The sequence below is a fragment of the Methylophilus methylotrophus DSM 46235 = ATCC 53528 genome (genome assembly GCF_000378225.1).
Classification (GTDB): Bacteria; Pseudomonadota; Gammaproteobacteria; order Burkholderiales; family Methylophilaceae; genus Methylophilus; species Methylophilus methylotrophus.
Genome location: NZ_KB905141.1, coordinates 572,959 through 597,643, shown reverse-complemented (window position 1 = coordinate 597,643; position 24,685 = coordinate 572,959). Strand labels below are relative to the sequence as shown.

The window sequence follows — 24,685 nt, the reverse complement described above, 5'->3', positions numbered from 1 at the left end:
CAATTCCTTACGGTTTGGCAGGGGCCAATGGCACAGGGTCATTGCCGGGTTTACGGTCAAACAGGATGGCATTGGGCTGCTCGTTCAAGGTTCGTGCCAATGGCTGGATATCGCGCAAAGCCTTATCCAGGCGCTGCAAGGTGGTAGTGAGCTCCTGGTAGGCAGTAGACTCAGGCGAAAGGCCTTGCAAGGTGCCGCGTAACTCTTGCATGGTGGCGCGCATATCCTGCATGGTCTGGTTGATATTGGACGGCATTTGTTGCACGTCAGGCTGGTTCAGCAACTGGTTGACCTGTTGGCTCAGGGTGCGGATTTCCTGCATGGTTTTTTCAGATTGCTGCAGGTTTTTATCCAGGCCGGAAAGGACTGGCTCCACATTGAGCCGGTTCAGTTTATCCAGCAGGTCAGACAGTTTCTGCTCAATTTGCGCCAGGTTGGTAGCCGTGGTGGGCATCACTGGGAGACCTTCAAAGCGTTGGGTGCGGTAGGTTTTGTGGACATGCTGGTCCATATTCAGGTCAACAAAGACCGAGCCGGTAATCAGGTTGCCGGATTTAAGGGTGGCATGCAGGCCACGCTGCAACATATGATGCATCCTGTCTTTCCATTCCTGGAGGTCAGCCTTGCCATTCTCTGCCAGACGGCCAGGCTCCAAATGGATGAGGACCGGAATCGCATAACGGAAATCCTTTTTGCGCTCAGGCGAATTGAATTTCCAAGGTACGCTGATAACGGTGCCTATACGCAAGCCCCTGAACTCCACGGGGGCACCTTTGGATAATCCGCGCACGGTATCATTTACCAACAAGACATACTCTATGAACTGGTCGTAGGTTTGCTGGCGTGCAGCGTCTTCATTGGTATACAGCTCAAATGTGGTTTCGGAGACGACTGGTTTGCCCATAGGGCGGTCATCAGCATGACCAAAACTGACCCCGCCTGCGATCAGTGATTCAACCGTAGGAATATTGGCCTTGAAGCCTTCGGAATCCAGTTTGACATCAATACCTACCGTGGTCCAAAAACGTGAGTTTTCGGTGACCAAGACATCATAAGGATGTTCGATAAACACTTCGTGCTTCATCTGGCGCTGCTTGGGGTCGAATACCGCGCTGACGACGCGCCCCACGCGCAAGCCCTGGTAAGTGACCGGGTCGCCCACACGCAACGCATTGCCGACTTTGCCGATAAGGTTGACATGCACGCCCTTGGCGCCGTTAAGTGAAATGGGTGGCTGGTCCAGCACATTAAACTGGTCTGTCTCTTCTTCGCTTTTGCCAGGTTGCAATTCAATATATGCGCCAGAGATGACGGTATTAAGACCACTGATGCCTTCCAGCCCGATACGCGGTTTGACCACCCAGAGCTGGGTATCCTTGACTAGCATGGGTTCAGCTTTTGGCGTAATGCGCGCGATGACTTCTATATGTCCCAGATCTTCTGATAAGGTGACTTGTTCCACCTGTCCGATGTCCACGCTGTGTACCTTGATTTTTGTCTTGCCGGCCTCTATGCCCTCGGCATTGGTCATGGATAAGGTAATTTGCTTGCCGGCCTTGGTGTAGTTGTCATAAATCAGCCACAGCCCGATCAGCAGGGCCACAATAGGCACAATCCAGATCGGTGAAATTCTTGCTTGTTTGCTGACGTTAGCCAGCATATGGTTATTCTCTGTCATGCGTATTTTCCTGGGTATCCCATAGCAGGCGTGGATCAAATGTCATGGCTGCCAGCATGGTGGTGATCACCACCGCGCAAAAGGCAAGGGCAGCCGGGCCTGGAAAAACCGACATCAGGTTGCCCGATTGTATCAAGGCCACCATGATGGCGACGACAAACACATCGACCATGGACCAGCGGCCTATCAATTCGGTCAGGCGGTAAAGCCCGGTTTTCTGCTTTGCGTTCAAGGGGCCGGGGTGTCGTGCCAGCCATGACAATAGTACCAATATCAGTACTTTGAAAATCGGCACCAGCACGCTGGCCACAAAAATGACCACGGCAATCGGTTCTGAGCCATGTTGCCATAATTCCAGCATGCCGCCAATAATCGTTGAGGCATGTGTTTGGCCCAGCGAAGTGGTAATCATCATCGGGTAGGCATTGGCCGGGACATATAAAATGACCGCCGTCAGCAATAAGGCCCAGGTGTATTCCAGGCTATTGGGTTTGCGCATATGCAGGTTGCTGCCGCAGCGGCTGCAAGTATGGCCTCTGTCAGATGCGGTGGCCGGGAGCATGTTAACCAGGCCACAAGTGGTGCAACCGATGGCATGCTGTTCGGCAGCACTCGTGCCGCAACGCAGTCGCGTATCGGGAGGCGGCTCCCCGGCCAGCCTGAACCATAACCAGTCGATATCCACAGAGCGAGTGGTCATCAGTAATAAAAACGCAAACACGCAGTAGGCCCAGAATGAAACGCCCAGTTGAACCTCACCAATCTCGGTGAGTTTCACCAGGCTGACCAGCGCGGCGATCATGAATACATCGGCCATCATCCACGGATGCAGGCGCGAAAAAAGGCGGGCAATCACGTCGCTATAGGCGCGCGGTACGCGCCGTAACCCATTGGCCTGCATGAGAATCACCCCTATCAGGTACAAAGCGGGCAAGAAAATGGCGGTACAACTCACAATCAGCGCAACAATCGGTTGATGCACGTTGACCAGGGTCAGGGCTGTCTGCGGTAGCTCAATCTGCGTATCCAGGCCATTGGTATCCATGCTGATAAACGGGAACGCAATGGCAATCAACAAACTGAGTAATGCACTGATGGCGAGCGCAATGCTGCGTTGCACGGGATGCAAGTGCCGTCTGGCCAACACATGACCACAGCGCGGACAGCAGGCATGTTCGCCGGGGCGCAGAAGGGGGATGGCACTGACCAGGTCGCAGGCGCTACAAGCCCGCAAACGCCGCCATTTTGTTTTTTTCTCGGTCGTCATTCGGATAGGGGTCGGTGGTGAAGTTACCTGCCTTTTCACTGGCATGGTAAATGGGTTGGATTTGAATAAGCAAGAAAAATTCCTTGGGTATTCTTAGCCCGAAAAAATTGCAAGCGGATCTCTTTTGACCTTGTAAAGCAAATCTGACAAAAAGATCAGTTAATCCAGCCTATTGATCTTAATGACTTAAAGGCAAGATTTGCGCTCTACCACATTATTTTAACTACGACGTTAGGAGAGTAGCATGAGAACAGAAGCAAACATAAAGTCCAGCAAACCAGCCACTGGCAAAGAAGCGATCGGCAACAAACAGTCAAGCCCCAAGAATTCAAATTCCGTCAAACACGACGCCATTGTCCTGCTCAAGCAAGATCATGCCGAAGTGAAAAAGATGTTCAAACAGTTTGATAAGTTAGCCGAAAAACAAGACATAGAAGGCAAAACACAGATTGCCAACAAAATCTGTGCGGAGCTGATTGCGCATACGATAGCCGAAGAGGAAATCTTTTATCCAGCTACCCGTGAAGCCATTGACGATGACGACATGCTGAATGAGGCCAAAGTAGAGCATGACAGCGCCAAAGAATTGATTGCACAAATAGTGAGCATGAGTCCTGAGGATCCCATGTACGATGCCAAAGTCACCGTACTGGGCGAATACATTACACATCATGTGGAAGAAGAAGAGACAGAAATGTTTCCTATGGTGCGCGAATCTAAAAAGGTAGACCTTAAGGAAATGGGAGCAATGATCACTTCCCGCAAAGCGGAAATCATGGAAGAGTTCTGTGACGTGGAGGGTGAGATTGATCCGCAGCAATTACAGGTTAAGATCGACATGAGCGCTAAACATTAAGTGTGTTCAGCCACAAAAAAGGAGCGTGAAGCTCCTTTTTTTGCGGACTGGTTTGGAAATGCCTATGTTTGATTGCGTCAGGCTGCAGTCAGACTGTTTTTAATGGGCAGGTTGCGTATGCGCTTGCCGGTCGCGGCAAAAATCGCATTCGTGAGCGCAGGCGCAATGGCCGCGGTGCCTGGTTCACCAATTCCTCCTGGCGCTTCGCTGCTTTGTACAAGGTGTACTTCAATGACAGGAGATTCACGCATACGCATGACGCGGTAGTTGTCATAATTACTTTGTTCCACCTTGCCATTATTGACGGTGATTTCACCCCATAAGGCACCGGAAATACCGAAATTGATGCCGCCTTCCATCTGCGCTTTGACATGGTCAGGGTTCACCACCATGCCGCAGTCCACCACACAGACCACGCGTTTGATGTGTACCTCATCCTCTTTGACCTCCAGCTCTGCCACCTGCGCCACATAGGTGCCGAAAGCATACTGTACTGACAATCCTCGTCCTGAGCCTTTGGATAAAGGTTGGCCCCATCCGGCTTCTTTGGCCGCCACTTCAAGCACATGTTTGGCACGCGGGGAGTTTTTCATGTTGGCCAGGCGATACTGCAAAGGATCCTTGCCAACTTTGTGTGCCAGCTCATCAATAAAGCTTTCCACCATAAACGTATTATGCGTGGCGCCTACGCCCCGCCACCAGCCGGTGAGCATGCCTGGCGGTTCTTGCCGGATATATTCCACAAAAATATTGGCCGGGGCATACAAGGGTTCCCTGGCGACTTCTACGGCATCGGAATCCAGCCCGTTTTTGACAAATTGCGGAATCCAGCGTGACATGATGGAAGAACCCGTGACCTGGTGTTTCCAGGCCGTGATATTGCCGTCTTTATCCAGTCCGGCAGAGAGACGGTCGTAATAATAAGGGCGGTAAATCCCGTGCTGCATGTCTTCCTCGCGCGTCCACATCAGTTTGACCGGGTAATCCACGGTCTTGGCAATCGCCACGGCCTGGTTGATGAAATCCACATCCAGACGGCGGCCAAAGCCGCCACCGATATGGTGGTTATGGATAAAGACTTTTTCCGGTGGCAGTTTGGTAATGCCGACCGCACCTGCCTGTGCCATGGCCGGGACCTGGGTGCCCACCCACACATCGCAACGGTCTTTTTGCACATGTACGGTGGCATTCATGGGTTCAATGGCGGCATGAGACAGGAAAGGCAATTGATACACCGCTTCAAACTTTACATCGGCCTTGGCAAAGGCTGCTTTAAAATCGCCTTCTGACGTGGCAACGGCTCCAGGAGCGGCCCGACCTTTGTCGCTAGAAGCTTGGTCAAGCTGCCCGATAATATCCTTCATCATCAGCGTTTCATTACGGCCGCCATCCCATTTGATGTCGAGCGCGGCCAACCCTTGCTTGGCTGCCCACATATGGTCGGCAATCACGGCGACGGCATCGTCCAGTTTCACGATCTTGCGCACGCCTTTGATATTGCGCGCTTTTGAGTCATCGACGGAGACGACTTTTCCTCCTAATACCGGACTCATGGCCACGGTAGCGATTTTCATGTTGGGCTGCCTCACATCAATGCCATACACGGCTTGACCATTTACTTTCTGTGGGGAATCCAGCCGTTTGATGGGCTTGCCTATGAGGGTGAACTCTTTGGCTTCTTTAAGGGTGACTTCTTGCGGCACGGGGAGGGTTGCCGCTTTTTCAACCAACTCGCCATAGCCTATTTTTTTTTCTGAGCCGCTGTGCAACACATACCCGTTTTCTACACGGCATTCTTTGGCATCTACATTCCAGTCCTGGCAGGCTGCACTGACCAGCATGGTCCTTGCGACGGCACCGGCCTTACGCATCGGTTCCCAGGCGCCACGGATAGAAGTTGACCCGCCAGTGACCTGTCCGCCCAATAGTGGATCAGCGTATTTCTTTTCATCTGCAGGGGCTTGTGCCAACTTGACCTGTGCCGGGTCTACACCCAGCTCTTCGGCAATCAGCATGGTAATGGAGGTAAACGTCCCTTGCCCCATCTCTACCTTGGACATGACGAGGGTGACCAGGCCTTCTTTATCAATGCGGATAAAGGCATTCGGGCTAAATGCCTCCCTGGCCGCCTTCTCACTGTTTGCCGGGGTGGAGTGGCCGCCTTTGTCTTCAAACATTTTGGGTAGCGCAAACCCTATGAGCAGGCCGCCGCCTGCAGCAGCGCCGGCAATGATGAAATTACGACGTTTCATGCCATGCTCAGAAAGGGTTTCAGACTTTGCTGGTGTTTTGTCGGGGGTGCTCATGCGATTTTATCCTTTCTCGGCCTCAGGCCTTGGCGGCATTTTTGATGGCAGCCTTGATCCGCGGATAGGTGCCGCAGCGGCAAATATTACCTGACATCGCATTATCAATATCTTCATCAGAGGGATTGGGTGTTTGCGCCAACAGGGCCGATGCACTCATGATCTGACCAGACTGGCAGTAGCCGCATTGCACCACATCGAGCGCCAGCCAGGCGTCTTGTACACGTTTGCCGACTTCAGTCTCGCCTATGGATTCTATAGTGGTGATTTTCTTGCCACTCGCCAATGAAACCGGCGTGATACAGGAACGCGTAGCCTGGCCATCCAGATGGATAGTACAGGCACCGCACAACGCCTTGCCGCAGCCAAACTTGGTGCCCGTCAGCCCGATGACATCACGCAATGCCCACAATATGGGTGTGTCGTCCGTGACATCAAGTGCGTGCTCTTTTCCATTCACATTCAGCGTGATCATTTCTCAACTCCCTTCCAATTATTTTCAGGTATTTTCTTAATGAAAGGCTTTGCCAAGTCGGCAATTTAACTGTTAAACCCTGCTGCCTTCATTAATAGTTTCATGAGCAGACTCATGGCGGCCAGCGTAGCAATGCTGGCCAACCAGATCAGGATCATCCATCCTAGCCGTTTAGCCAGACTGCTTTTGGTTGTGTCGCGTTTAGGGGCTTGCTGCATTAATGGTAGGCCTCACCTGGTTTGACCTTGCCGCGGAACACATAATAACCCCAGGCGGTATAGATCAGGATAATCGGGATAATGATGACAGCACCTACCAGCGCGAAGGCTTGGCTTTGTGGCGGTGCGGCGGCGGCCTGTATGGTCATTTCTGGCGGGATAATATTGGGCCAGATGCTGATACCTAAACCTGCATACCCAAGCAGAACCAGACACAGCGTATAGATGAATGGGCTGGTTTCGGCCTTGGCCTTGAGGGCGGCTTGTAGCTTGTAAAAAACCAATGCGACCAGCAAGGGCACAGGTGACAGCCAGAGTAGGTTGGGCAGCGTGAACCAGCGCTCCGCAATGCGGCTGTCCATCAGGGGGGTCCAGATGCTAATAATGATGATAATGGCGAACAGCACTATGGAAATACGTTGCGAGAGTTTGTAGCACGTGGCTTGCAGTTCGCCAGTGGTTTTAAAAATCAGCCAGGTACTGCCTAACAGCGCGTAAGTCACCAGCAGGCCTAAGCCGGTAAACAGCGAAAAGGGCGAAATCCAGTCCAGCGGCCCGCCAGCATAGGCCTGATTCGCCATTTTAATGCCTTGCAGGTAAGCACCCAGCGTTATGCCCTGGAAAAAGGTAGCTGCAATCGAGCCGCCCAGAAAAGCCTTGTCCCAGAAGTGCCGCTCCGTATCCGTGGCGCGGAACCTGAACTCAAAGGCCACCCCGCGGAAAATGAGCGCCATGAGCATAAACAGTAAAGGCAGCGAAAGGGCACTTAAAATCACCGAATAAGCCAGCGGAAACGCCGCCAGCAGGCCTGCGCCACCAAGCACCAGCCAGGTTTCGTTACCGTCCCAGATCGGGGCCACAGTATTCATCATTAAGTCCCTGTCATCTTTTTCCTGGAAAAAGGGGTACAGGATGCCGATGCCGAGATCAAAGCCATCCATGATGATGTACATCATGATGCCAAACAATATAATGATTGCCCATACCAGTGATAAGTCCATTTATTGATCCTTTCCGGCAGAAGGTGTCTTGGCATCGGGGTGAAACTCAGGTGCCAGGGCAAACTCATCCACATCACTGGGATTAATGGAGATGGCATCCCCTTGCAAGGCTTCGCCGGTTTTGGGACCGGTATTGATTAACCTTAGCACATACATGGTCCCCATGCCGAATACCGCCAGGTAAATCAAGACAAAAAGTGTTAATGTCACAGCCACTTCACTGGTCGTGTGCGGCGTCACGGCATCGGCGGTGCGCAATACACCATACACCACCCAGGGCTGGCGGCCGATTTCAGTGGTGAACCAGCCTGCCAGGATGGCAATGACGCCCGCCGGTCCCATGGCGACTGCAAACCGCAGGAAGGCTTTATGCTGGTACAACTGATTTTTATAGCGTAACCAGAGTGAAGTCACGGCCAGCAGGATCATGAGCAAGCCCAGGCCTACCATGATACGGAAGGTCCAGAACACAATGGTTGCATTCGGCCTTTCATCGGCAGGAAACTCCTTGAGCGCAGGAATCTGCTCGGTCAACGAGTGACGCAGGATCAGGCTGCCCAGCACGGGGATTTCCAGCGCGAAATGGTTTTTTTCCCGGGCCATGTCTGGCCAGGCCATCAGGATCAAGGGGGTAGGTTCATTGGCCCGGTTTTCCCAGTGTCCTTCTATGGCTGCAATTTTAGCAGGCTGGTGTTGAAGGGTATTGAGCCCGTGCATGTCGCCTATCACCACTTGCAGTGGGGCTATCAATAAAATGAGCCACAAGCCCATGGACATCATTTTGCGTACGGCTGCATTATCTTTTCCCCGCAAGAGTTGCCAGGCAGCTGCCGCAGAAACAAAGAGCGCTGTCGCCAGATAGGCGGCAATCACCATATGCAACAGGCGATAAGGGAAGGAGGGATTGAAGATGATTTTTAACCAATCGACGGGGATGACTTTGCCATTGACCAGCTCAAAGCCTTGCGGCGTTTGCATCCAGCTGTTGGATGCAAGTATCCAGGTGGCCGACACCAGCGTGCCTATAGCTACCATCAACGTGGCAGTAAAGTGCAATCCGGGCCCAACCTTGTTCCAGCCAAACAGCATGACGCCCAGAAACCCGGCTTCGAGGAAAAAAGCTGTCAACACTTCATAAGCCAGCAATGGGCCGGTCACGCTACCTGCGACATTGGAAAAGCCTGACCAGTTGGTGCCAAATTGATAAGCCATGACCAGCCCCGAAACCACGCCCATGCCAAAACACAATGAAAATAATTTGACCCAGAAATGGTATAAATCGAGATAAACCGTTTGTCTGGTTTTTAACCAGCTGGCTTCTAACACCGCAAGATAGCTTGCCAAACCGATGGTGATTGCCGGAAACACGATGTGAAACGAGATGGTGAACCCAAACTGGATTCTTGATAACGTCAATGCCAATTCAGACATGTTTGTCCTTTACATCACTTGCGACCCATTGCGTGCTTCAGCCGGATGGAGGCGACTTCCGCGCAAATACTATCAGCATTGACCATGATTGGTCACATTAAGTTTGCCTGAGATGCCTGCCTGTGTGAATTTGGGCGTTTAATGTCTGGGGGCAGCGGAAACGTCTATGCCTGGCGTCAGGACCACTTTGCGGCAATCTTCCTCTTTATTATTGAAAATTTCATAGCCTTTTGCAGCATCTTCGAGTGACATGCGGTGAGTGATAATATCCGCAGGACGCAATTTATCCTCCTCAATATAGCGCAGTAATTCTGAGAGATAACCATGCACATGAGTTTGCCCCATTTTGAAAGTGAGGCCCTTGTCAAAGGCATCACCTAGCAGGAAAGCATGGATAAAACCGGCATAAACGCCTGGAATGCTGATAATTCCGCCGCGACGGGTGGCGGCAATACACTGGCGCAGGGTCTCGCCACTGCTGGTTTCGAGTTTCAAGGTGGTGAGCGCCGTTTCAACCATGCTCCCCTTGGCTTCAAAACCGACAGCATCAATGCTGGCATCCACGCCGCGATGCTGGGTGTGCTGGAGAATGAACTCCGCCGGGTCTTCCACCTCGTCAAAATTAATGCCGATAGTGTCGTATACCTGTGAGGCATAATCCAGGCGGTATTGATGGTGATCTATCATGAAAATGGTTTCGGCACCCAGCATGCGGGCACAGGCGGCTGCCATCAGGCCTACCGGCCCGGCGCCAAAAATCGCAATGGTGGAGCCTGGCACGACGTCAGCATTTAAAACGGCCTGGTAACCGGTAGGCAAGATATCTGTCAGGAACAATACCTGTTCATCCGCTAGCGATCCTGGCACTTTAAATGGCCCGGCATTGCCACGTGGCACGCGTACCAGCTCAGCCTGTCCCCCTGGCACGCCGCCATATAAATGGCTGTAACCAAACAAGGCCGCTGGCGGTTTGACGGATTTTTTGTTGAGGCTGGCACCACGGCCAGGATTGGTGTTCTCGCAGGCGGCGTACAGGCTTTTTTCGCAAAAAAAGCAGTGTCCACAGGCAATCACAAACGGGATAATGACACGGTCTCCTTTTTGGACTTGATCCACAGCAGAACCGACTTCTTCGATAACACCCATAAATTCATGGCCAAGAATATCGCCATCCTTGACCATTGGAATTTTGCCACGATACAGATGCAGGTCTGAGCCACAGATGGCCGTTGCCGTTACCCTGAGAATCACATCGTCGGCATATTGGATCACTGGGTCAGGCACAGTCTCGACCCGGACATCTTTACTACCATGATAGGTAAGTGCGCGCATAATTTCCCTTCTCAGGACCGATGAGCAAGCGGGATCTCTCGCCAGATCATTGGTATAAATATAAAATTGTATTGTATGCAGGCGGGCAGGCGGCAATAAGGGGGATGGCTCCGATAGATATGTAGGAGGTTGTGGTGTACTACTGAACATTTATGACTGAGCGCGTCTAATCAATCATACGATGGGTTTGATGGAGAAGAGGGATGGTCCGTTTATGGTGGTGCATGTGCCTGATAGGGCTGAGCCTGTTTTCCTCTGTGGCCGAGTGCCACACCAGGTTGATCTCTTCCAACCCTGCGCGTGACCAGGTCTTGGGACATTCTCCCGGTCATCTTACCCTCACATTTTCTGCGCCTGTTGAGTCTGAGTTTAGCAGGATAGAGTTAGTCAAAGAAAAGGACCAGGCTTGGCAGGTTTTGAAAGTCAGGGTGGATGGCAAGACCGTGCATGGTGACTTACCCAAACTGTTGCCAGGCACGTATGTTGTCCGTTGGCGGGTGCTTGCACGCGATGGGCACGCACAGCGCGGTCAATTCCGGTTCGAGTTGCGCTGAGGATGTTGCCGCTTTCTTCACATTTGCTTGATGGCATGCTAGGCCGTGCCTTTGCGCTGGTGGCGGTGGCCATGCTTAGTGGTATTTATCTATGGCGCTATTATTTCCGCTTGAAGATGCCCAAATTGCACAGGATGATAGGCAGTCTGGTGTTGATTGGCCTGGCGGGTGTGGCATTGAGCCTCAATAGCACGTTTTTCCAGTTGGCGGACGCGGATGGCGAAGCCTTGTCGCTTGCCTGGCAAGATATTGTGCCTTTGCTGCTGCAAACCAGTTACGGCCGCTACTGGCTGGTATTTAGCTTATTATTAATACTTGCCATACGTACTATCCATCATGGCCGCTGGATGCTGTTGAATATCCTCGGAATGGTGACCTGCCTCACGATGAATAGCCATGCTGCAGATGCAGGGAATATGGTGACCTGGGTACTGCATATGGTGCATATAAGTTGTGTGCTGCTGTGGTGGGGTGGCCTAGTGATGATTATGCTGGGCAGATTTGCCCACCCAGGCTTGGTTGAACAGCCCACCTTGCAGGCATTCTCTACCTTGATTCTGCCCGTTTTTTTGCTTGGACTGGCAACCGGAGGATTGCGCTTGGCGAGTGCCTTTTTTGAGAATGCTGGCTTAAGCCTGGTTTACGGGGCGCTGGTAGCAGTGAAAGGTGGCCTGCTCCTGGCGGTCATGCTGTGCGCCTGGCGATTGCGGCAATTACTGCCACAAATACAGTTTGACGGTAAACGCTACGATGATGGCTTGAGTCTGGAGTTCTTTTTTGCGGTGCTGCTATTGCTGGCTGCGGCCATGCTTACTCAGCTCCCACCACTTTAAGATGATCTTTTTCCACTAGCACCTGTTCGCCGCCATGTTGTTCCAGTACTTTCTTCACCTCGTCGGCTTCAGGGGCAGGTTGCAGATGCACCAGCACCAGGGCCGCATCTCCCCGGTTTAGCGCACGCTGCATCTGTGGCCGGGTATCCCCAGGTTTTAGCCAGCCATATAATGCGCCAAGTGCAGCACCGATCAGGATGCCAAGGTCTGGCCCCAATAACTGGATGATCGCCATGGGTTTTGATGCCTCATACCCGGCGAACAGCAAAATCACCAATGCCATGGCAGAAGAGATTAACAAACCGGCCAGCGCGCCGCGTCCGGTCCAGGAAAACCAGCCATCACGGTTGGGGCCTGCGGCGCCACCGTAAAATTTCGAAGAGGCTTTACTGGAGACCGCAACATCAATCAGGTCGCGCGGAATACCGCGATGCAGGCACGCCATGATGGCGTGGTTAATCGCTTGCTCGGTAATGAAAAAAGCAGACACGGTAAATGATTCGGTACGAGGTGCAACTGGCGATTGGGCGTTCATGGATAAGCCACCTCGAGTTCATCTGCCTGCCAGGGCTGGGTGCGGCTGGCGGTTTGCTCGCGCACTTTTTGCACGTCTTGCAGCTGGATTTCACTTGCCTGGTTATTGCCCAGTTTGTTGCGGATATGATTAATCACTGCCACCAGCTCCTGGTCACTCATCTGGTCCTCCCAGGCAGGCATGGTGCCATTGAAAGATTGACCTTCCACTTCGAGCGGCCCGGTCAATCCCTTGAGCACAATACTGATCAGCCGCTCAGGATTTCCCAGCACAAATTCCGACTCAGCCAGCGGCGGAAAAGCCCCAGGCAAGCCCTTGCCATCCGCCTGATGGCAACTGGCACATTTGCTGGTAAACAGGGAGGCCCCGGAGGCAGGGGATTGTGCAGCAGTGACTGCCGAGGTGTCCGCCGGTTTGTTTTTTTCAAAAAAACCAATATGGATGCTGGCATCCAACTTGCCCATATGGCGGCCCAGGTAAAATGACCCAATGGCCAGGCTGATTACCATAAATAAATAAAACCATTTTGGGCCAGTGGTTGGGGCTTCATAGGGCTCAGCAATCTCACGCATCTCTTTGTCATGCAAAGCCAGCTCTGATATCTCGTTTTGCACCGGTTGCTGATGGCTATTTTTGAGGTGGGCATCACTCATCTGCGGCCTCCTTTTGAATATTAGGCATGGCATAGTCATGCTTGAGTGCAAGCAGGTAAGCCACGAGCGCTTTGGCATCTTCTGTGGCGATAATAGCGCCAGCCTCTGCCTGTCCGGTTTCAATCACCACATCGTCCGGTGCAGGGGTGTCCTTATGCTCGAATAAAAAAGGAAAAGCAGGCATGATGGACCACGGCACCAGTGATCTGGGTTGGTATAAATGCAATAAATGCCATTTTTTGTCTGGCAATCTGCTACCTACGTTGAATAAATCCGGCCCGGTACGCATGGTGCCTAGCAAATGCGGCTGGTCATACACATAATCTGCCGGGACAGACGGTCGGTTACCCATGCCTTTGGCAACATCCTGCGTGAAATTGGTGTCCCTGACCTGTTGGGTATGACAATAAATGCAGCCGTTTTCGATATACACCTGCCTGCCTCTCAACTCCTGGGCTGTCAGGGGTTTGAGTTCCGCGGGGGGCTGCACCCCTGACAACATGCTTTTAGGCAAAATCACCAGTACCATCAATGCAAAAATCACTGTGGCAAGCGCTCCCATGAGCAGGATATAGACCCGTGTCATGCCTTATCTCCCCGGCACTTTCGTAGGTGATTTCACCAGGATAGGCCGTACATAAAAGAAAGGGGATTGCTCAGGCCCGGTTTTATCCCGCAGTAACCATAACCAGGCGATATGCACCGCAAACAGTACATGCCCTAGTGTAATAATGATGGCTGAAACGCTGCGCATCAGTAGCCAGGGTTTGGTTGCATTGACCGAAGCTTCAAACGAACTGTTGGCATCCAGCAAGTGCAGGCCTTGCAGTACTCCGCCGATGCCCAATGCAACCACGTACAACACCATGCCAAAGCCCACCAGTAAGATATGCGCGCGAATCAGGTTGCGGCTAGGCCATTCCCTGCCCAATAACCGCGGCAAAATGTAATAAATGCCGCCAAACAATGACAGCGTGACAAACATATACAGGCCTAGATGTGAGTGGGCAATGGTCCAATGAGTAAAGTGCGTGATGCGGTTGACACTGACCAGGGCCGTTAAAATCCCCTGCAAAGACACCGCGGTATACGACATGGCTGCCAGCACCAGCAAGGTCAGGGCAGGAGAGTAACGCATGGCGCCAAACCGGCCAACAATTGTCATATGCTGGTTAATCCCCACCGCGACGACCGGGATAATCATCATGATGCTGGCGGTAATGGAGGTGGCAATCATCCACGATGGAATAGGGCCGCCGATTAAATGATGCATGCCGTTCAGCGCATAAAACAGCGCCAGCCCCCAAAAGCCTATGAGGGATAACCAATATGAATACACCGGCCGCCCAATGATCTTGGGCATCAGGTAATAAATTAGTCCCAGGTTGATGGTAGTGAGCCAAAGCCCCAGGGCATTGTGGGCAAAAAACCAGTTCACCGCGGCCGACTCAACACCCTGATACACCGGCAAATTGCCAGCCGTAAAAATAATCAAAAACCAGGGGTAAGAAGAAGCGACATACCAGATGGACACATACAAGTGGCTCACCTGACGGTTAAGCAGTGTTTTCCACACCGAAGCACCCACCAAGGCTGCACCCGCGGCCATGAGCGGGTCTGCCGAACGATGATCAAATTCCAGCCATTCCAATCCATCGCTCACCCCGTCAAGCAAAAGCCAGACACCCACAGCCACGCCTATGGTCCACAACACAATACCCGCCATCGCCACCGCAGGTATTTTGAGCTGTACACGGCACAACCGAGGCATTAGCCATAACGACACGCCAAACATGGCCGTTGAAGCCCAGCCATAGACCATGACATTCAAATGCGCAGGTCTGAGCCTGCCAAAAGTGAAATAGGGTTGTGAGGTAAGCAGGTCAGGGCGGTCAAACTTAAAACTGCTGATATCGCCAAACACGGTACCCACCAGCAACCAGATAATCGACAGGAAAAAACACAAAAGCACAGGCCCGCGTGAAGAGCGGTCAATCGCAGCAGTTTCAGCCACGCTCAGACCGATTCGGCTATGGTCAATTGCGCTGCTGGCCTGGGCCTCTTTGGTAATGGCATGCTCCGCCTGCCTGGGATTTACAGCCATCTTGCCCACTCCCGTCTCGGCGCCAGTGCCGCCCCATGTTGCCGCACACGTTCAAAGCGTTGCGCATCAGATTCCCACGGCCGCAAATACCGCAAGTCCTCCTCATCAAAAGGCATATGTGCAGCTTGATCCAGCTGATCAAAATGACCAGCGCGGATACTCATAAACAGCAATAGCAGAGTAGGTAGGCCGACTAGCAGCCCTAGCAGAATAACAATGTATGAATTAGCGAACATGGTGTTTTTTTGCTTGAGCGCGTAGTGGGAGAGGTATTGAATTGCTACCTTAGCCTATCCCTTTTGGGATGCTTATCAGCAGATACTGAAAGCCTTGTAGGAATTCAAACGCTAGTATCAAATCAAGGAGGAAAATGATGATTTGATGTTATTTATCCTACAACCATATCAGCGCCATCGCACTCGTCGCCGCTTACGCCCTTTCATATACTGAAACTTCTTACATAAGAAACAATTTTTGGAGATGAATATGGCTACAGTAACGGGTTTATTTAGAGATCAAGACAGTGCAGAGCGCGCCTATCTGGCCGCTACCCAAGCGGGTTACAGCGCGAATGATATTAACGTGATCATGTCCGAAGAGACGCGTGAGCGTTATTACGGTAAAAATGCCACATTGGAAACAGAGGTGGGCAATAAAGCGGCCGAAGGCGCGGCTGTGGGTGGCGCGATTGGCGCCACGGCAGGAGCGATTGCAGCGGCCATCGCAGCTGCAGGTACCGTGCTTGCTTTGCCAGGGCTAGGATTGGTTATTGCTGGCCCATTAGCAGCTGGTGTTGCCGGTGCCGGGGCAGGCGGGGTAACCGCTGGCTTGGTGGGTGCCTTGATTGGCTGGGGTATCCCGGAGGATACTTTGAAGGAATACGAAGCGGAGGTGAAAGACGGAGGTATTCTCATTGGCCTTAATCCTAAGAATGATGAGGATGCCCGTCGATTTCAAAATGAATGGAATACGCCAGTGATTGCTGGTGCCTGAGATCGATAGGTTTAAAAATCACTGAATAGGATTTGCAACTGCGTAAAAGCAAAAAGCCTTGCATTTCTGCAAGGCTTTTTTTATTTGGCTCTCCAATTCAGATAAAACTCATAACTGGATGATTAAGACTTTGATATCACATGTACTGTAGGTGTTTGTTTTCAGGAGGCTGTCCTTAATTTTGTGTAAACGGCTGTTCAATACTGCCAATAGTTTGGACTTTTGTCTGGGATATCAACTGATCTTAATTTGAGCCTTTGTCTACACTTAGGGAAATAACGACATCCCCAGAATTCGCGATTAGCACTTTTTCTACGTTGCATTTTCACGCCACAACTTGGACATGTTGGAGTTTTATAATCACCGTGAGCTATTTTGCTATAGAGCTTGTTTTGTGTTTCTTGATTTAGTTTTTGTATCATTTTAAGGATCTTATGACCATTTGCTAGCCTGATTCCATTTTGGTTTGCCACGTATTCTGCTTCAGGTGTGAAGTCACTGGTCGTTAAATAAAAGCCGTGAGATACTCCTTCGTGCTTCATTACACCCAAGAACTCTCTTATAGGCTTCACGCCAACTTTTTGGCTCCACGATTTGCACTGAACAATTGCCAATGGCGTATTTGACACACCCTTAAAGAGCTTTATATCGATTCCACCATCCCCACCTAGAGGCGTAGCTTCAGCTTTAAATCCATTCTCTTTGTAGAGGCTTACACAAAGCTCTTCAAAAAGCTTCCATTCCAACTCTTGAATTAATTTCAGGCTCCATTCTCGATTCTCTCTAAATGAAGAAATCTTCGGATTGAATATGGTCTCCAGAGCGGGCTCTAGATTAATTTCTTTTGAAAGATTTGTCCTTGATTCTTGTCTTAAGTTATTTGATACATAGTTTAGGTTTGACTTTTTAGCTAGTAAAAGTAATGCAATAACTTTGATGACTGATATGCCTAGAAACATAACACCAAGCAGATACCCAAGCTTTTGCAGCAACAAAGCTGTTATGGATAAAACTGTCCCTTGAAACAATAAGGGAATTGAACCTGCTATGATAAATATTAGGCCGCTAGCTACTAATGAAAATTTCCAGTCTTCATTAAGAGCTGTATCTAGAAGAGATCCAGTATGTTTCGATTTTCTTCTGCGTGGCATTTATTACCTACTTTTTAAATGCTTAGTGGTTTAAATCATTATCCCGTTTATGTAACACGGGGGGCTTAAAATACATTCACATACTAATCTATAAAAAAATCTAACACATCAATATTGACTTTCTTTTTTCCTGGGATTAAATTTGTAACTAAATTTAGTTACATGGAGAGTCCCAAATGAGCAATCAGTACGATATTGATGATAATGAATTGCCAACTAAAGCAGAGCATCTAGCATCGGTTATTGAAGGTAGAGGTTTCAGTTCCTATATTGGAGCCTCAATTCAACGAAGCCATCGCTTCCCTTTTCAGCAATTCATTATCATTGAAAACATGTCCAAACTTGCCGACTGTAGTGTGTCAGCAATGATTAATGAAGTTATTCAGGTTGGTATTGAAGCTATGTATAAAGAGCTTTCACCTGAAACGATTAAAAAAATAAATTTTATTTCCGATGAGCAGCTATCAAGAGCTTCGTTAAATCTCAACCAATCCGTTGGTAAAGAGAAGTAATTTTAAATGGCTTTCAAGTTCCTTCTATCCTGCTTCGACACAATTGAGTGTGCCTATTACTTGATCCCGCTCGATCAGGCCAGACTTGATTTTGTGGACTTAGCATCCCAGAAAGAGGCATTAATCAAGGCTAAGATTAACAAGCCCAAGCCAATTAAACTCGGTTGTGAAGATTTCTTGCTTGCCTCACATGGCACATCAAGCGGTTATCCCTTCCTGATTGAAAATGATGTGTTCATCATTCAGTTTGGCGAATTTAACCGTCCTAATTTTTTCGTTAAATTCCGCAGTATTGCTTTATGGCATAACAGCTTGCTCGATTTGCATCAACGTTTCTTGAACTGGGCTGCATCTGTGGGGTTAATGCAAGCCCAGCCAGAGCGATTGTCGCGTGTTGACTATGCTTTGGACTACCATCTGCCAGTGGTCGATTTTGACGAGGACAGTTTTGTATCCCGATCAACCAAGGACAGCCAATTTCGCAAGGATGGCAAAGTCCAGACTTTTAAATTCGGCACTGAAAACGTGGTGCTCAGGGTTTATAACAAAGTCGATGAAATCAATGAGCAAAGTCAAAAAAGCTGGCTTTTCAAACTGTGGGGTATGGATCAGGATGTCTGGCGTATTGAATGGCAAGTCAGAAAAGACCAACTCCGGAAAATAGGCATTTCATCCATGCAATCATTGGATGAACGTCAAGCAGACCTTTTGCGATTGCTTTCAACCAATCACACCACCTTAAGAGTTAAAGCAGATGACAGCAACCGATCACGGTGGGATATGCATCCGCTATGGTTGGATCTGCTAACGCAAATAAACCAGCTTCAAGGTTTAGGTGTCAAGCGTGAGCATAAACCGCTTGATATGTACGATGAGCGATTAACACGTATTGCAATGAGTGTTTATGGTTACGTCAAAAGAGTGGCGGCAATAGACGTTTTATATTCAGGCAATCAAAAGTCATACATGGATGAAGCGTTTCAGCATTTGTTCAATATCGTTTCTGAAATACATGACCCACTGACATGGCAGCAGGAAGTTGACCGCAGAGCCAATGAAATGAGGTTAGGTGAATGGTAGCGGTCATTCATCATAATTTTGTATCTGAAAGTTTGAAAGAAATTGAGATTCAGTTGATTAGCACGTTTTTTCCAGAAATCTTAGCTGAGTTGTTACAACGTATAGAAGAAGATGAGTAGTAAGAGTTTTATATTAGATTGAGGGGTATTTATGAGTTTTTTTATTGTCTTTGCAATCGTATTAATAGTTTTTATTTTATTGCTTAAGTTGAAGAAAAAAGACCAGCCATTAGAGGATCAGCAATTAAATGATAATGATCAGGTATGGCCTTATTATGTAAAAAAACCACTATCGCAGCCTGAGCAAATACTCTATTTTCGACTAATTGAAGCACTTCCTGACAAGATCGTTTTGGCACAAGTGCAGTTGTCACGCTTTTTAGGAGTTAAGAAGGGCTTCGATTATCAGTCTTGGATAAATCGCGTAAATAGAATGAGTGCTGATTTTGTAATTTGTAATAAGGATTCTTCTGTTTTGGCGGTAATTGAACTTGATGATTCAACTCATGAAAGCTCTTCGAGGCAATTGCAAGATCAAAAGAAAAATCAGGTATTAGCTTCTGCAAATATCAAATTAATCAGGTGGCATGTCAAATCAATACCAGACGTTGAGAACATCAAAACAGAATTGATCACACCACCAATAAAACCTGAAAATGAAGTTTGGGCTGCTGAAAGATGAACAGATCGTTGTGGTATCTCTTAAATTCTGTACAGGTAAGACTATTGAATTAAGACTGACTTTTTAAGGAAGGGCGGTAAATAAAATGGCGGTTGCACTTTATGCGAGAGTTTCCACAGTCAGACAAGCTGAAAAGGATTTATCTATCCCTGATCAGATTAATCAAATGCGTGACTGGTGTCAGGCAAATGGCTATGTTGTCGCGATGGAATATATCGAGCCAGGTGCATCCGCTACCGATGACAGGCGTCCAGTCTTTCAACAAATGATTGCAGACGCTACAAGCGATAGCGAACCTTATGAGGCCATCATTGTGCACAGTCGGTCACGCTTTTTTCGCGATATGTTTGAGTTTTTGAACTATGAACGCAGATTGAAGCGGGCGCATTGTAAGCTGGTTTCAATTACTCAGATTACAAGTGACGATCCAGCCGGTGAAATGGCGAGCAAGATTTTCAGCTTGTTTGATGAGTACCAAAGCAAAGAGAACGGCAAGCACACCATCCGCGCCATGAAAGAAAATGCCAAACGCGGATTTATGAACGGATCACGCGCACCATTTGGCTATCGGGCGATTGAAATCGAGATCATGGGCGCCAAGGGCAAAAAGAAAAAGAAAATTGACATTGATCCCGTGGAATCTGAAATCGTCAAAAAGATTTTTCATTTGTACCTGTTTGGCAATGAATACGGTCACATGGGCGCAAAAGAGATTGCTACCTATCTAAATGATAAAAATATCCGCTTACGCACCCAAAAATGGAACCGCGGCCGTGTGCATGAGGTGCTTAGCAATAAAGCCTACATTGGCGAGTATTACTTTAACAAACGGAACAACAAGACAGGCGAGCTTAAACCATCTGAGGAATGGATCAAGGTCGAGATACCTGCCATCATCGAGGCGAGCACGTTTGAGGACGCACGCATCCGCAGAGCGGAGCGCGCGCCCGCAAAAGTGCCGCCGAGGTTGGTCAATTCCCCGACACTGCTCACAGGCATATTGAAATGCGGCATCTGTGGTGCTGGCATGACACTGGCAACGGGTAAAGGAGGGCGCTATCGGTACTATAAATGCAATACACGCATCGGGAAGGGCAATCATTTATGCACCATGCCTGCTGTTCCAATGGAAAAACTGGACAATCTCATACTGACCACCCTTGCAGACAAGGTTTTCACGCCGGAGCGAGTTTCCACAATGATGCAAGAGATGCGGAAACGGGTTGTCCAGCGCAACAAAGAGCAAACCAATCACGCTCAACCGCTACAAAAGGAACTGGAAGAACTAAACCAGCGCAATGAGCGATTGTTTGAAGCGGTGGAAAAGGGCTTTTTGCCGATGGATGAAACCTTGCAAGCCAGATCAAGAAGCATCCAGACCAGACGACAGGATATTTTGCTTGAGATCGCAGCCATGAAGCGGCAGCAGGATATGCCAGTCGATGCACTGAATCAAAAGAACATCAAAGTATTTGCGCAAGTTCTGAAAGAAAAGCTCGCAGACCGAAAATCTAATTTCGGCAAACAATACTTAAAAGGGCTGATCCAGCAAATAATGCTTAAAGATGGAGAGGCGACCATATTAGGAAGTTATGACGCCATGGCAAGTGCGATTGTTGAGACGAAAAAAATGGGCACTGATTTAACAGTGCCCACTTTTGCATCAAGTTGGCTCCTCAACCTGGGCTCGAACCAGGGACCTACGGATTAACAGTCCGGCGCTCTACCGACTGAGCTATTGAGGAATCGGTACGTCGTTTGAAGGCGCTATATTACTGATGCCTCGGCCCTTGGTCAACTACTTTTTGCGAAAAATTTTATATTTTTTTCTGGGTGCGAATGGTCGAAACAAAATGCCTCATTAACAGTCAGTTTGAGGAAAATATTTGTAATTTTGGATGCAATTATTCTTGACATGCGCGGCTTTAGCAGGGTGCTGACTTATAATGCAGGGCAGGAGAAGGATATGAGAACCATGATAGGAACAGTAGCGAGTATAGAAGGTCAAGTGGAGGTGGTTGATGGCCGTGGCCAGCATCGCATGCTCGCCGTTGGCGATCTGTTGCGTGAAGGTGACCAGGTGGTGACAACTGCCGGAAGTGTATTATCGCTGGCAACCATTACAGGTGACGCGATGCAGTTCAGCGGGCAACAAGCCATTACCATGACGACGCAACTGACCAGCCAGTATGCCGCCGATGCCAGTGACGATGCCATACACCCATGGTTGTTGCAGCAGGTGCTGGCTTCAGTGCAGTCTGGTCAGGATGTGCTGGATTTATCTGCCTTGCTCAGTGAAATGCCTGAAGAAAACACCTTTTCTGCTTTTTCGGCAACGGTCTTGCTGGAAGCCGAACAGGGTTCCAGCCTGAACATTGAGGATTTAATCCAGGATCATGCTACGGCTCAGGTACTAGCGACAGAAGTGAGTGGCATGGCCGACCTGATGGCAAGTACTGGCCTGCCGAGTGAAGTGGCTTTGCAGCAAAGCTTGCTGAATGACCTGATTAAAGATTCCTAACCGCAACGAATCCAATAAAAAAGCGCCATACGGCGCTTTTTTATTGGGATGGCACTTTATTTAATCAGCTGTTTAATCAGCTCAGTGCTTTTTCAATGCGGTCCAGCGCTTCGCGCAGGTTTTCCATGCTGGTAGCAAACGAGATGCGGAAGTAACCTTCAGCACCAAACGCAGAGCCAGGCACCACGGCGACATTGTGTTCTTCAAGCAGGTATTCTGCCAGGGCCATATCTGTCATCTCCTTGATTTTGCCCGCTTGATGCAGATTGGTAATGGCTTGGCGTGCATCCGGAAATGCATAAAATGCGCCACCTGCCATTAGGCAACTTAAGCCAGGAATGGCATTAAAGCGGTCAACCACATATTTGTGGCGCTCGCGGAAGGCCGCCACCATAGGCTTGATACAGTCTTGCGAGCCGCTCAAGGCGGCTTCTGCTGCATATTGTGAAATAGAAGCCGGATTACTGGTTGACTGGCTTTGCAGGATTTCCATGGCCTTGATGATATAAGCAGGACCTGCCGCGTAACCAATGCGCCAGCCTGTCATTGAGTAGGCTTTGGAAACGCCATTCAAAACTATGCAGCGGTCTTTAAGGCCCGGGGCAGCATTGAGGATGTTATGGAATTTTTCGCCAGTGAGGTTGACGTGCTCGTACATGTCGTCTGTTGCGACCAGTACGTGCGGGTGTTTTAGCAATACCTCACCTAGCGCTTTTAATTCGTCCAAGGTATATACGGCGCCGGTGGGGTTGGAAGGGGAGTTAAACATCACCAGTTTGGTCTTCGCAGTGATGGCGGATTCCAGCTGGGCTGGCAACAGTTTGAAGCCTTGCTCAATACCGCACTCGATAATCACTGGTTTGGCCTCGGCCACCATGGCGATATCGGCATAGCTGACCCAGTAAGGGGCGGGCACAATCACTTCGTCGCCAGGATTCAACACGGCCAGACAAAGGTTGAAAATGGTCTGCTTGCCGCCGACGCCGACAATCACTTCGTTCACGGCATAGTCAAAACCGTTTTCGTTCTTGAATTTGTTGACGATGGCTTTTTTCAGGGCAGGGATGCCGCTGACCGGTGTGTATTTGGTATAGCCTGCATCAATCGCTGCTTTGGCGGCATCTTTAATATGCTGGGGCGTATCAAAGTCAGGCTCGCCGGCGGCCAAGCCAATAATCGGGCGGCCTTCTGACTTGTATTTAGCCGCTTTGGCAGTAATGGCCAGAGTGGGGGATTCTTTAATCGATAACACGCGCGCAGACAGCACGCTGGCGGCAGCTTGGCTCAAGATTGCTTCCTTGTAGAGGTCGTATTTTGCTCGGGCAGGCGATGCATGAATGCAGCCTGCAAAAAAATGAAAAACGCGATATTCTACGCAAAAACACCCGGCTGTGGAAGCTGCAAAGAGTGTTTTTCAAGACCAACAGTGAAAGCGTTATTTTTAGCAGTCTGGTCCACAACCAAGATACGCCTGGTAAGCCGTGACCAGTAAGGGATCAATTTGTTGCAGCCGCGTTTCTACCGTGTGTACGGTTTGCACGTCGCCCAGCAGTTGTGCCACTTCACCACGCCTGAACCAGGCTTCTACAAATTGGTTGTCTAGTGCAACTGCTTTATCAAAAGAGATGGCGGCGGCTTCAAAGTGTTTTAACGATTGTTGTGACAAGCCCAGGCTAAACCACGCGTCTGCACTGCTGACTTCTTGCTGTGTCCACAGCGTGCTTATTTTTTCCAGCGTTACCCAATCCTGGCGCGATTCGGGTACTGCTGCCCGCATATAAAAAGGTTTCTTGTCCTCATCTTCTTCCCACAGGGCTTTGCCGGTGATAGGAAAATCGCTACTTGCCGGCATTTTTTCCAAGGTTTCCAGCCATTCAACCGGCAGGGCGAAGTGTATGCTGCCACCGCGACCAGCGGTTTTAAAGGTATTAATCCCAACCAGTCTGCCTTGCATGTCGAACAAGCCGCTACCGCTGGCGCCCATCAGGAACTTTGCGCTACTACGTATCATATTGCCGGAAGGGGTGGAATATAGGCCCTGTATTTCCCCTCTGGAAGTGAGTGGGGCGGGAGCACCATTGGAGTGACCAATCGCTGTAATTTCCTGTCCCCGTGTCAGTGACAGACTGTTGCCGCGAGGCACTGGCTTGAATGGCAAATTGTGGGTGGTGACTAGGCAGAGATCATGCCAGGCATCTGCGCGTACTGCAGTAATGGAATAACTGTCTTCACCACGTGAAACCCAGGGTTGTTTGGTGGCACGCATGACATGGCAGTTAGTCACCACGGCATTTTCTGCCACAACGACGCCAGAGCCATAGGCCATGCCACCATCCTGATTGTACCCACGTATCATGACAACGCCAGAGTAAGACTCCATCAATGCCTGTTGGTCGAAAGCGTGTGCAGTAGACGCGGCCACTGCCAGCAATGCTAGTAGAAAATGTCTCACGTGATCCCTTGGGTCGTTTTATTATTGATGAACTGACTGGTTCTTGTGGTAA

At 49.7% G+C, this 24,685-nt stretch carries 25 protein-coding genes and 1 tRNA gene; 9 read left to right on the top strand and 17 right to left on the bottom strand.

The features are described from left to right. Positions 1-7 precede the first annotated feature (7 nt). Together pqiB and F463_RS0102845 are read right to left on the bottom strand one after the other, a co-directional pair. Positions 8-1,678 (bottom strand): intermembrane transport protein PqiB, encoded by a 1,671-nt coding sequence (gene pqiB, locus F463_RS0102850; protein ID WP_018985538.1) that lies wholly within the window; start codon positions 1,676-1,678, stop codon positions 8-10. Continuing rightward, complete coding sequence (locus F463_RS0102845) at positions 1,665-2,912, bottom strand: paraquat-inducible protein A (RefSeq protein WP_245545113.1); 1,248 nt, start codon at positions 2,910-2,912, stop codon at positions 1,665-1,667. The genes pqiB and F463_RS0102845 overlap by 14 nt, the downstream gene beginning before the upstream one ends. 277 nt (positions 2,913-3,189) lie before the next feature. Between F463_RS0102845 and F463_RS0102840 the strand changes: the two genes are divergently transcribed. Beyond that, positions 3,190-3,801: a hemerythrin domain-containing protein gene (locus F463_RS0102840; RefSeq protein WP_018985536.1), complete on the top strand. Its 612-nt coding sequence runs from the start codon at positions 3,190-3,192 to the stop codon at positions 3,799-3,801. A gap of 77 nt (positions 3,802-3,878) precedes the next feature. Here the strand turns inward: F463_RS0102840 and F463_RS0102835 are convergent, their stop codons facing one another. From F463_RS0102835 to F463_RS0102810, 6 genes are all read right to left on the bottom strand, one after another. Then, positions 3,879-6,107: a xanthine dehydrogenase family protein molybdopterin-binding subunit gene (locus F463_RS0102835; RefSeq protein ID WP_018985535.1), complete on the bottom strand. Its 2,229-nt coding sequence runs from the start codon at positions 6,105-6,107 to the stop codon at positions 3,879-3,881. A gap of 22 nt (positions 6,108-6,129) precedes the next feature. After that, on the bottom strand, positions 6,130-6,582 hold the full coding sequence (locus F463_RS0102830) for a (2Fe-2S)-binding protein (protein WP_018985534.1): 453 nt from the start codon (positions 6,580-6,582) through the stop codon (positions 6,130-6,132). A 65-nt stretch (positions 6,583-6,647) separates the two neighbouring features. After that, positions 6,648-6,800: a DUF2474 domain-containing protein gene (locus F463_RS14715; RefSeq protein ID WP_018985533.1), complete on the bottom strand. Its 153-nt coding sequence runs from the start codon at positions 6,798-6,800 to the stop codon at positions 6,648-6,650. Next, on the bottom strand, positions 6,800-7,801 hold the full coding sequence (gene cydB / locus F463_RS0102820) for a cytochrome d ubiquinol oxidase subunit II (RefSeq protein WP_018985532.1): 1,002 nt from the start codon (positions 7,799-7,801) through the stop codon (positions 6,800-6,802). The genes F463_RS14715 and cydB overlap by 1 nt, the downstream gene beginning before the upstream one ends. Then, positions 7,802-9,232, bottom strand: coding sequence for a cytochrome ubiquinol oxidase subunit I (locus F463_RS0102815; RefSeq protein WP_018985531.1), 1,431 nt, complete (start codon positions 9,230-9,232; stop codon positions 7,802-7,804). A gap of 138 nt (positions 9,233-9,370) precedes the next feature. Next, positions 9,371-10,564 (bottom strand): zinc-dependent alcohol dehydrogenase, encoded by a 1,194-nt coding sequence (locus F463_RS0102810; protein WP_018985530.1) that lies wholly within the window; start codon positions 10,562-10,564, stop codon positions 9,371-9,373. Between the two features lie 203 nt (positions 10,565-10,767). On the opposite strand from F463_RS0102810, the gene F463_RS0102805 reads away from it, so the two are divergent. Then, on the top strand, positions 10,768-11,118 hold the full coding sequence (locus F463_RS0102805; protein WP_081620776.1) for a copper resistance CopC family protein: 351 nt from the start codon (positions 10,768-10,770) through the stop codon (positions 11,116-11,118). A gap of 2 nt (positions 11,119-11,120) precedes the next feature. Further along, a complete protein-coding gene (locus F463_RS0102800; RefSeq protein WP_018985528.1) occupies positions 11,121-11,951 on the top strand; it encodes a hypothetical protein in 831 nt (276 codons plus the stop codon). Here the strand turns inward: F463_RS0102800 and F463_RS0102795 are convergent. Genes F463_RS0102795 through ccoS form a run of 5 tightly spaced genes read right to left on the bottom strand, consistent with a single transcriptional unit; the run spans position 11,929 to position 15,479 of the window. After that, positions 11,929-12,486 carry a hypothetical protein gene (locus tag F463_RS0102795; RefSeq protein ID WP_018985527.1) on the bottom strand — a complete coding sequence of 186 codons (558 nt, stop codon included), beginning with the start codon at positions 12,484-12,486 and terminating at the stop codon, positions 11,929-11,931. The genes F463_RS0102800 and F463_RS0102795 overlap by 23 nt on opposite strands. Then, a complete protein-coding gene (locus F463_RS0102790; RefSeq protein ID WP_018985526.1) occupies positions 12,483-13,139 on the bottom strand; it encodes a c-type cytochrome in 657 nt (218 codons plus the stop codon). The genes F463_RS0102795 and F463_RS0102790 overlap by 4 nt, the downstream gene beginning before the upstream one ends. After that, positions 13,132-13,725, bottom strand: coding sequence for a cbb3-type cytochrome c oxidase subunit II (locus F463_RS0102785; protein WP_026295245.1), 594 nt, complete (start codon positions 13,723-13,725; stop codon positions 13,132-13,134). The genes F463_RS0102790 and F463_RS0102785 overlap by 8 nt, the downstream gene beginning before the upstream one ends. A gap of 3 nt (positions 13,726-13,728) precedes the next feature. Continuing rightward, the gene (locus F463_RS0102780) at positions 13,729-15,243 is read right to left on the bottom strand and encodes a cbb3-type cytochrome c oxidase subunit I (RefSeq protein ID WP_018985524.1); all 1,515 of its coding nucleotides are present in this window, start codon (positions 15,241-15,243) and stop codon (positions 13,729-13,731) included. Continuing rightward, positions 15,234-15,479 carry a cbb3-type cytochrome oxidase assembly protein CcoS gene (ccoS, locus tag F463_RS0102775; protein WP_018985523.1) on the bottom strand — a complete coding sequence of 82 codons (246 nt, stop codon included), beginning with the start codon at positions 15,477-15,479 and terminating at the stop codon, positions 15,234-15,236. The genes F463_RS0102780 and ccoS overlap by 10 nt, the downstream gene beginning before the upstream one ends. Positions 15,480-15,729: 250 nt before the next feature. Here ccoS and F463_RS0102770 point away from each other — a divergent pair, with 250 nt between their 5' ends. After that, positions 15,730-16,236 carry a hypothetical protein gene (locus F463_RS0102770; protein ID WP_018985522.1) on the top strand — a complete coding sequence of 169 codons (507 nt, stop codon included), beginning with the start codon at positions 15,730-15,732 and terminating at the stop codon, positions 16,234-16,236. A 197-nt stretch (positions 16,237-16,433) separates the two neighbouring features. Here F463_RS0102770 and F463_RS14580 read toward each other — a convergent pair whose 3' ends face one another. Next, the gene (locus F463_RS14580) at positions 16,434-17,387 is read right to left on the bottom strand and encodes a restriction endonuclease (protein WP_018985521.1); all 954 of its coding nucleotides are present in this window, start codon (positions 17,385-17,387) and stop codon (positions 16,434-16,436) included. Between the two features lie 176 nt (positions 17,388-17,563). On the opposite strand from F463_RS14580, the gene F463_RS0102760 reads away from it, so the two are divergent. The 4 genes from F463_RS0102760 (at position 17,564) to F463_RS15300 (ending at position 21,371) form a co-directional block, all read left to right on the top strand. Continuing rightward, entirely contained in the window at positions 17,564-17,899 is a 336-nt protein-coding gene (locus F463_RS0102760; protein ID WP_018985520.1) for a hypothetical protein, read from the top strand. 6 nt (positions 17,900-17,905) lie between these two features. Then, the gene (locus tag F463_RS0102755; protein ID WP_018985519.1) at positions 17,906-18,979 is read left to right on the top strand and encodes a hypothetical protein; all 1,074 of its coding nucleotides are present in this window, start codon (positions 17,906-17,908) and stop codon (positions 18,977-18,979) included. Positions 18,980-19,129: 150 nt separating this feature from the next. Continuing rightward, positions 19,130-19,660, top strand: a complete 531-nt coding sequence (locus F463_RS14035) for a DUF2726 domain-containing protein (protein WP_018985517.1) — start codon at positions 19,130-19,132, stop codon at positions 19,658-19,660. Between the two features lie 85 nt (positions 19,661-19,745). After that, complete coding sequence (locus F463_RS15300) at positions 19,746-21,371, top strand: recombinase family protein (RefSeq protein ID WP_425411189.1); 1,626 nt, start codon at positions 19,746-19,748, stop codon at positions 21,369-21,371. On the opposite strand, the gene F463_RS0102735 is transcribed toward F463_RS15300, so the two are convergent. Next, positions 21,330-21,405, bottom strand: a tRNA-Asn gene (locus F463_RS0102735). The two genes, F463_RS15300 and F463_RS0102735, sit on opposite strands and share 42 nt — an antisense overlap. Before the next feature lie 221 nt (positions 21,406-21,626). Here F463_RS0102735 and F463_RS0102730 point away from each other — a divergent pair. Continuing rightward, the gene (locus F463_RS0102730; protein WP_245545111.1) at positions 21,627-22,181 is read left to right on the top strand and encodes a retention module-containing protein; all 555 of its coding nucleotides are present in this window, start codon (positions 21,627-21,629) and stop codon (positions 22,179-22,181) included. Between the two features lie 76 nt (positions 22,182-22,257). Here the strand turns inward: F463_RS0102730 and F463_RS0102725 are convergent, their stop codons facing one another. After that, entirely contained in the window at positions 22,258-23,469 is a 1,212-nt protein-coding gene (locus F463_RS0102725) for a pyridoxal phosphate-dependent aminotransferase (protein ID WP_018985515.1), read from the bottom strand. 153 nt (positions 23,470-23,622) lie between these two features. Continuing rightward, positions 23,623-24,633, bottom strand: a complete 1,011-nt coding sequence (locus tag F463_RS0102720; protein ID WP_026295242.1) for a tetratricopeptide repeat-containing S1 family peptidase — start codon at positions 24,631-24,633, stop codon at positions 23,623-23,625. Positions 24,634-24,685 lie beyond the last annotated feature (52 nt).